The organism is Sphingosinicella sp. (assembly GCF_052388015.1).
In the GTDB taxonomy this organism is placed as follows: Bacteria; Pseudomonadota; Alphaproteobacteria; order Sphingomonadales; family Sphingomonadaceae; genus Allosphingosinicella.
On sequence record NZ_JBQTIN010000051.1, the window covers coordinates 1 to 7,988 of the forward strand.

Consider the following 7,988-nt stretch of genomic DNA (forward strand, 5'->3'; position numbering starts at 1 on the left):
CCCTGTTCGCGGAAATCGAGACGCTGAAGGGCGTCGGGCCGACGCTCGCCAAGCCATTGCACAAGCTGGGGCTGGAGCGGGTGGTCGATGCGCTGTTCCACCTGCCCACGGGGTGCATCGACCGCAAGCCGGTCGACACGCTCGACGAGGCGGATGTCGGCCGGGTGATCATCGTCGCCGTGACGCCGCGCGATATCCGGCAAGGCGGGCGCGGGCCGACGCGCGTTTTCGCCGAGGACCGGGCCGGCAATTATGTGACGCTCACCTATTTCAACAATCCGGGCTGGGCGAAGAAGCAATTGCCGCTGGGCGAGACGCGGATCGTCTCGGGCAAGCTCGACCGCTACGGGCAGGAGTTGCAGATCGTCCACCCGGACCATGTCGTGACGCCGGCCGAGGCGGCGACGATCCCGGCGCGCGAGCCGGTCTATCCCTTGTCGGAGGGGATCACGAGCCACCGGCTCGCCGATCTCGCCGGCCAGGCGATGGCGCGCCGGCCCGAGCTTGCCGAGTGGATCGAGCCGACGTTGAAGGCGCGGCGCGGCTGGCCCGGCTGGGCCGAGGCGCTGGAGACGGCGCATCAGCTTCCTCCCCTCCCGCAAGCGGGAGGGGCCGGGGGTGGGCAGGCCCAACCTCAAGACAGGCCCACCCCGCAATCCCCTCCCGCAAGCGGGAGTGGAGACGAAGAGAAAGCCCGCGAACGGCTCGCTTATGACGAGATTTTCGCCAACCAGCTCGCCTTCGGCCTGGTCCGCGCCTCCTCGCGCAAGCGGGGCGGCTTGGCGCTCGCCGGCGACGGCAGCCTGCGCGACAAGCTCCGGCTCCCCTACGCGCCGACCGGGGCGCAACGCCGCGCGATCGGTGAGATCGAGGCTGACATGGCGCAGGACGCGCCGATGCTGCGCCTGCTCCAGGGCGATGTCGGTTCCGGCAAGACTTTGGTCGCTTTGCTGGCGATGCTGGCCGCGGTCGAGGGCGGCGCGCAGGCGGCCTTGCTCGCGCCGACCGAAATCCTCGCCCGCCAGCATCACGAGACGCTGAGCCGCTTCCTCGCCGGCCTGCACGTCAATGTCGCGATCCTCACCGGCCGCGAGCAGGGGCGGGCGCGGGAATCCTGCCTGATGGGGCTGGCCGACGGCTCGATCCATATCCTGATCGGCACCCATGCGATCTTCCAGCAGAAGGTCGGCTACAGGAAGCTCGGCCTCGCGGTGATTGACGAGCAGCATCGCTTCGGCGTCGCCCAGCGGCTGATGCTGGCGCAGAAGGCGGAGCGGCCGCCGCATTTGCTGGTGATGACCGCGACGCCGATCCCCCGCACGCTCACCCTCACCCAATATGGCGAGATGGACGTGAGCCGGCTAGACGAGATGCCGCCGGGCCGGCTGCCGGTCGAGACGCGGGTGGTGAGCCTCGACCGGCTCGACGAGGTGATCGGCGCGCTCGGCCGCCATATCGGCGAGGGCAAGCAGGCTTATTGGGTCTGCCCTTTGGTCGAGGAGAGCGAGGCCTCGGACCGCGCGGCGGCGGAGCAACGGGCGCAGGTGCTGAAGCTGCGCTTCGGCGACCGGATCGGCCTCGTCCACGGCCGGATGAAGGGGCCGGAGAAGGACGCGGTGATGGCCGCCTTCCAGCGCGGCGACCTTGCGGTGCTGGTCGCGACGACGGTGATCGAGGTCGGCGTCGACGTGCCGAGCGCATCGCTGATGATCGTCGAGGGGGCCGAGCGCTTCGGCCTCGCCCAGCTGCACCAGCTGCGGGGCAGGGTCGGGCGCGGCGACCAGCGCAGCATCTGCCTGCTGCTGCGCGGCCCGATCCTGAGCGAAACGGCGCGGGCGCGCCTGGCGCTGATGCGCGAGACCAATGACGGCTTCCGCATCGCCGAGGAGGATCTGCGCCTGCGCGGCGCCGGCGAGATCCTCGGCACCCGCCAATCGGGCGAGGCGAGCTTTCGCGTCGCGACGCCCGAGCAGGTGACCGCGCTGGCCCCGGTCGCGGCCGACGACGCCCGCCTGCTCATCGATCGCGACGGCGGCCTGGAAAGCGAGCGCGGGCAGGCGGCGCGCCTGCTGCTCTATCTCATGGAGCGCGACGCGGCGGTGGGTCTACTACGCGGCGGTTAGCAAGCCGTGCTTCTTCTTGCCGGCCGAGACGCGGGTGTCGCCAATCACGGTGAGCATCGCGAATTCGTCGGATACCGCCTCGTCGTTCACGCGCGCGCCGCCCTGCGCGATCAGCCGGCGCGCCTCCTTCTTCGACGCGCAAAAGCCGAGGCCGACCAAAGCGTCGGCGACCGAGATTTCGCCCGCGACCTTCAGCGTCGGCAGCTCGGCCCCCGACGCACCTTCCTCGAACGTCAGCCGAGCCGTCTCGTTGGCCGCCGCCGCCGCATCCGCGCCGTGCAGCATTGCCGTCGCGGCGTCGGCGAGCGCCTTCTTCGCGTCGTTGATCCCGGCGCCTTCGAGTGCTTCCAGCCGGGCGACCTCGTCCAGCGGCAGATCGGTGAACAGGCGCAGGAAGCGGCCGACGTCGGCGTCCTGGGTGTTCCGCCAGAATTGCCAATAGTCATAGGGCCCGAGCTGGTCGGGATTGAGCCAGACGGCGCCGGCCGCGGTCTTGCCCATCTTGCCGCCGTCGGCGGTGGTGATCAGCGGCGTCGTCACGCCGAACAGCTCGGCGCCGTCCATCCGCCGCGCAAGATCCACGCCGTTGACGATATTGCCCCACTGGTCCGATCCGCCGAGCTGGAGCCGGCAGCCGGCGCGGCGCGAGAGCTCCAGGAAATCATAGGCCTGGAGGATCATGTAGTTGAATTCGAGGAAGGTGAGCGGCTGCTCGCGGTCGAGCCGGAGGCGGACGCTGTCGAAGGTCAGCATCCGGTTGATCGTGAAATGCGGGCCGACCTCGCGCAGGAAGGGGATGTAGTCGAGCGCGTCGAGCCAGTCGGCATTGTCGACCAGCACCGCGTCGGTGGGGCCGTCGCCGAAGGTCAGGAAGGCCTCGAACACCCGGCGGATCGAGGCGATGTTGGCATGGATGTCGGCGGCGGTGAGCAGCTTGCGGCTCTCGTCGCGGCCGGAGGGGTCGCCGATCTTGGTCGTCCCGCCGCCCATCAGCACGATCGGCTTGTGCCCGGCCTGCTGGAGGCGGCGGAGCAGCATGATCTGGACCAGGGAGCCGACATGGAGCGACGGCGCGGTCGCGTCGAAGCCGATATAGCCCGGCACGATCTCCCGCGCCGCCAGCGCGTCCAGCGCCGCCGCGTCGGTCACTTGGTGGATGTAGCCGCGCTCATCGAGCAGGCGCAGGAGATCGGACTTGTATTGGTGCATTGCGGCGCGCCTAGCATGGCGGGCGGGGGACTTGAATAGCGGCGCGCGACGCTAGGCCGGCGGGGTGGGGTTTCGGCCGTAAGCATTCATGATGGCGGCGATCAGGCCCGGAAAGCGCACCTCCACCTCGGCGCAGCGCGACGCATTGCGGATCTCGACGCCCTGCCGCTTGGAGCGGATCAGCCCCGCCTCGCGCAGCACCTTGAAATGCTGCGACAGCGACGATTTGGGAATGACCCGCTGGCCGATCGCCGCGAAGGCCGAACAGGCCGTGGCGCAGTCGCGGCCGGCGATCTCCGCCAGGATCGTGACCCGCTCGGGATCGGACAGAGCATGGAGGATCGCCTCCGGCGTCACGTCGTCTATCGAAGGGTGATGGAGGGGGCGCATGAATTTCAACTAGGGGGTCTTGAAGGTGGGTTCAATAGTTCTAAGTTTCGGAACTATGGGAGTAAGGCGCCATTCCGGCGACCGGCCCATGGGAACCAGATCATGTCGAAACTTGCAGGAAAAGTCGCCGTCGTCACCGGAGCCTCCAAGGGCATCGGCGCCGGCATTGCCCGCGCGCTGGCGGCGGAAGGCGCCGCGGTGGTGGTGAATTATGCATCGAGCAAGGCCGGCGCGGACAAGGTCGTGAGCGACATCGAGGAGGCGGGCGGCAAGGCGATCGCCGTGCAGGGCGACGTGTCCAAGGCGGACCAGGCCCAAGGCCTGATCGACGCCGCCGTGCAAACTTATGGCCGGCTCGACGTGCTGGTCAACAATTCGGGCGTCTACGAATTCGCCCCGATCGACGCCGTGACCGAGGACCGGTATCGCCGGATGTTCGACGTCAACGTGCTCGGCGTGCTGCTGGCGACGCAGGCGGCGGCCCGGCATCTCGGCGAAGGCGGCAGCGTGATCAACATCTCCTCGCTGGTCACCAGCGTCCTGCCGCCCGATACGGCGGTCTATTCCGGCACCAAGGGCGCGGTCGACGCGATCACCGGCGTGCTGGCCAAGGAGCTCGGGCCGCGCAGGATCCGGGTCAACGCGATCAATCCGGGCGTGGTGGAGACCGAGGGCACGCACGCGATTGGTGTCATCGGCTCGGAGTTGGAGAGCGGTTGGGTGGCCCAGACCCCGCTCGGCCGGATCGGTCAGCCCGACGACATCGGCGCGGTGGCGGTGTTCCTCGCCTCCGAGGATGCGCGCTGGCTTACCGGCGAGAAACTGAGCGCGGGCGGCGGCCTGCGCTGATCGCTGCAACGGTGGCGGGACGGCGGCGCGTGTTGGCGCCGCCGCCGTTCCCGCTTTCCTGCCATCACGCGAATCCGTTAGGACGATGGCCGTGCAGGTCGGCCTTTCCCCTCATCCCGCTTACCCCGCGGCGGCGGTGGACGAGATCGAAGTCGTCGTCGAGCGGCCGTCCGCCGATGCCATCTTGCTGCGCTATCTGGTCTCGGGCCGGCCCGACGAATTGCTGCTGCCCGAGCCGGCGCCGCCGCTCCGGGCGGACAACCTCTGGCGGACGACCTGCTTCGAGGCGTTCATCGCAGCGCGCGAGGGGACGGCCTATCTCGAGTTCAATTTCTCGCCCTCGTCACAATGGGCGGCTTATGATCTCGCCGTCTATCGCGATCCGGTCCCGATGAACGCCGCGCTCCGCGCCCGCCCGGAGATCGCGCTGACCCGCGAGGAGGCGCGTCTGGAAGTGTCGATCCTCTTCACGCCCGATCTTCGCGCCGATTATTCCCGGCTCGGCCTGTCCGCCGTCATCGAGGATAAGAGCGGGGCGAAATCCTTCTGGGCGCTGCGCCATGGCGGGGACGCGCCCGATTTCCACGACCGCGCTTGCTTTGCGCTCGAACTGCCGCCAGCACCCGCGCCATGAAATTCGGCATCGACCGGTTGCTCGCGGAGCCTGAGCTGCGCCGCCCGCTGGAGGGAAGGCGGGTCGCGCTGCTCGCACATCCTGCCTCGGTGACGGCGGACCTCACGCACAGTCTCGACGCGCTGATCGCGGCGGGGGTGAACGTCTCCGCGATGTTCGGGCCGCAGCATGGCGTGCGGGGCGATCTCCAGGACAATATGATGGAGTCGCCGGATTATACGGACCCCGCCACCAACATCCCCGTATTCAGCCTGTATGGCGAGGTCCGCCGGCCGCGCGGGCAGTGGATGGGCACGTTCGACGTGATGCTGGTCGACCTGCAGGACGTCGGCTGCCGTATTTACACTTTCGTGACGACGCTGCTCTACGCGCTCGAGGCCGCCGCCGAGCACGCCAAGTCGGTCTGGGTGCTCGACCGGCCCAACCCCGCCGGCCGTCCGGTCGAAGGGCTGACGCTGCGTCCGGGCTGGGAGAGCTTCGTCGGCGCGGGGCCGATGCCGATGCGGCACGGGCTGACGCTCGGCGAGATGGGCCGCTGGTTCGTCGACCATTTCAAGCTCGACGTCAATTATCGCGTGATCGAGATGGAGGGGTGGCGGCCGGATGAGGGGCCGGGCTTTGGCTGGCCGCCGGAGCGGGTGTGGATCAACCCCAGCCCCAATGCCGCCAACCTGAACATGGCGCGGGCTTATGCCGGCACGGTGATGCTGGAGGGGACGACGCTGAGCGAGGGCAGGGGCAGCACCCGCCCGCTCGAATTGTTCGGCGCGCCGGACATCGACGCCAAACAAGTGTTGGCGAAAATGCACCGCCTCGCGCCGCAGTGGCTGGAGGGCTGCACGCTGCGTGATATCTGGTTTCAGCCGACCTTCCACAAGCATGTCGGCCAGCTTTGCTCAGGCGTGTTCATCCATGCGGAGGGTGGCGCCTACGACCATGCGGCGTTCAAGCCGTGGCGGCTGCAGGCGCTGGGCTTCAAGGCAATCCGGGCGCTCTATCCGGACTACGAGCTGTGGCGCGATTTTCCCTATGAATATGTGTTCGACAAACTGGCGATCGACGTGATCAACGGCGGGCCGGGGTTGCGAGAATGGGTGGACGACGCGGCCGCGGCGCCGGGCGATCTCGATGCGCTGACCATGCCCGACGAGCAGGCCTGGGAAGAGGAGCGGAGGCCCTATGTCCTTTACTAGGCGGGGCCCGGTCGCCGCTCTTGTTCCCTCTCCCCGCCGGAGAGAGGGGGATTGGGACTTGTGCTCCTCATCCTGCTTGTGAGCTTCGCTGCCCCTTGGCAGCCCGCTTCCGCGCAGGAGGAGATGCACCCGGCGATGCCGCGCATCCTGCCGTTGCGCGAGCGGGCCGAGCTGCAGGACGGCTGGCTCGCCCGGCGCCTCGACGCGGTCGTGCCGGCTTTGATGCGCGAGGCGGGCGTCGACATGTGGGTGCTGATCGCCCGCGAATATCTCGAAGATCCGGTGATGACGACGATGCTGAACGCGACCAGCATGCGGGCGCGGCGGCGGACGATCCTGATCTTCCACGATCCCGGCGGCGGGCGGCCAATCGAGCGGCTGACGGTCAGCCGCTACGGCCTCGGCGGCCTGTTCGCGCCGGCCTGGGACCCGGCGGCGCAGCCCGACCAATGGGCGCGGCTCGCCGAGCTGATCGTCGCGCGGAACCCGAGCACGATCCGGGTCAACGTCTCGCCGGCCAGCGCCTTCGGCGACGGCCTTACGCACAGCCAATATCAAGCGCTGATCGAGGCGCTGCCGGCGCGGCTGCGCCCGCGCGTCCAGGCGAGCGACGATCTCGCCATCGGCTGGCTGGAGCGGCGCATCCCCGAGGAGATGGCGCGCTATCCCGAGATCGTCCGCATCGCCCATGCGATCATCGCCGAGGGCTTTTCGCGCCGCGCGATCCGCCCCGGCCGGACCAGCGCCGACGACCTCGTCTGGTGGTTTCGCGAGCGGATCGCCGGGCTCGGGCTCGACACCTGGTTCCACCCCTCGGTCGCGATCTTCCGTCAGGGCGCGGCAGGCCCGCTCGACGGCGACGCGGTGATCCAGCCCGGCGACATGCTGTGGTGCGATTTCGGCATCACCTATCTCGGCCTCAATACCGACACCCAGCATCTCGCCTACGTTCTTCGCCGTGGCGAGCGCGACGCGCCGGCGGGCCTCCGCCTCGGCCTCGCCGCCGCCAACCGCGCCCAGGACGCGGTGGTGGCGAGCTTCCGCACCGGGCTCAGCGGCAATGCGGTGTTGGAGGCCGCCCGCATCCGCGCCGGCGCGCAGGGGCTGAACGCCACCATTTATTCGCACCCCCTCGGCTATCACGGTCATGGCGCCGGCCCGTCGATCGGCTTCTGGGACAATCAGAATGCCGATCCACGCGGCGAAGGGATGGTGCGACCGAACACCGCCTGGTCGGTCGAGCTGAACGTCCGCCAGGCGGTGCCCGAATGGGGTGGCCAGATGGTCGAATTCCGGCTCGAGGAGGACGCTTATTATGACGGCACGAGCGTCCGCTTTCTCGACGGGCGCCTCGATCGCTTTCATTTGATCGGCCGCTAGCCCCCTCCCTCTCAGGGAGGGGATTGAGGGGTGGGTGCGCGCGTCGGCGCGCCCAATGGACTTCGGGCATCATTGCGACGCTTCCGCCGGGACATCGAGTCCCGGCGGTCGCGGGGGCGAGCCGCCCCCGACCCCCCCCACCGGGGGAGAACGCCGCGGAAGTCCCGCCCCACGCCACCCGCCACCACCAGCACCCGCCCCGCCGGCCGC

General features: G+C 69.2%; 7 protein-coding genes. 5 read left to right on the forward strand and 2 right to left on the reverse strand.

Annotation, left to right across the window (positions count from 1 at the left end; translation table 11 throughout):
• Window positions 1–2 precede the first annotated feature (2 nt).
• Window positions 3–2,123: an ATP-dependent DNA helicase RecG gene (gene recG, locus ACT4N3_RS04545; protein ID WP_444854023.1), complete on the forward strand. Its 2,121-nt coding sequence runs from the start codon at window positions 3–5 to the stop codon at window positions 2,121–2,123.
• On the opposite strand, the gene tyrS is transcribed toward recG, so the two are convergent.
• Entirely contained in the window at window positions 2,109–3,332 is a 1,224-nt protein-coding gene (gene tyrS / locus ACT4N3_RS04550) for a tyrosine--tRNA ligase (protein ID WP_444854024.1), read from the reverse strand. The two genes, recG and tyrS, sit on opposite strands and share 15 nt — an antisense overlap.
• A 51-nt stretch (window positions 3,333–3,383) precedes the next feature.
• Window positions 3,384–3,722, reverse strand: coding sequence for an ArsR/SmtB family transcription factor (locus ACT4N3_RS04555; protein ID WP_444854025.1), 339 nt, complete (start codon window positions 3,720–3,722; stop codon window positions 3,384–3,386).
• A gap of 102 nt (window positions 3,723–3,824) precedes the next feature.
• Here ACT4N3_RS04555 and ACT4N3_RS04560 point away from each other — a divergent pair, with 102 nt between their 5' ends.
• The 4 genes from ACT4N3_RS04560 to ACT4N3_RS04575 all read left to right on the forward strand — a co-directional run bounded on the left by ACT4N3_RS04560 (window position 3,825) and on the right by ACT4N3_RS04575 (window position 7,778).
• On the forward strand, window positions 3,825–4,571 hold the full coding sequence (locus ACT4N3_RS04560) for a glucose 1-dehydrogenase (protein WP_444854026.1): 747 nt from the start codon (window positions 3,825–3,827) through the stop codon (window positions 4,569–4,571).
• Between the two features lie 85 nt (window positions 4,572–4,656).
• The gene (locus ACT4N3_RS04565; RefSeq protein WP_444854027.1) at window positions 4,657–5,205 is read left to right on the forward strand and encodes a DOMON-like domain-containing protein; all 549 of its coding nucleotides are present in this window, start codon (window positions 4,657–4,659) and stop codon (window positions 5,203–5,205) included.
• Window positions 5,202–6,398 carry an exo-beta-N-acetylmuramidase NamZ family protein gene (locus tag ACT4N3_RS04570; protein ID WP_444854028.1) on the forward strand — a complete coding sequence of 399 codons (1,197 nt, stop codon included), beginning with the start codon at window positions 5,202–5,204 and terminating at the stop codon, window positions 6,396–6,398. Before ACT4N3_RS04565 ends, ACT4N3_RS04570 begins: the two co-directional genes overlap by 4 nt.
• A 60-nt stretch (window positions 6,399–6,458) precedes the next feature.
• A complete protein-coding gene (locus ACT4N3_RS04575) occupies window positions 6,459–7,778 on the forward strand; it encodes a M24 family metallopeptidase (protein ID WP_444854029.1) in 1,320 nt (439 codons plus the stop codon).
• Window positions 7,779–7,988: the final 210 nt, after the last annotated feature.

Excerpts from the sequence above, each read along its gene's own strand:
- tyrS (WP_444854024.1), bottom strand. The coding sequence starts at position 3,332 with ATGCACCAATACAAGTCCGATCTCCTGCGCCTGCTCGATGAGCGCGGC.
- ACT4N3_RS04555 (WP_444854025.1), bottom strand. The coding sequence starts at position 3,722 with ATGCGCCCCCTCCATCACCCTTCGATAGACGACGTGACGCCGGAGGCG.
- ACT4N3_RS04560 (WP_444854026.1), top strand. The coding sequence starts at position 3,825 with ATGTCGAAACTTGCAGGAAAAGTCGCCGTCGTCACCGGAGCCTCCAAG.
- ACT4N3_RS04565 (WP_444854027.1), top strand. The coding sequence starts at position 4,657 with ATGGCCGTGCAGGTCGGCCTTTCCCCTCATCCCGCTTACCCCGCGGCG.
- ACT4N3_RS04570 (WP_444854028.1), top strand. The coding sequence starts at position 5,202 with ATGAAATTCGGCATCGACCGGTTGCTCGCGGAGCCTGAGCTGCGCCGC.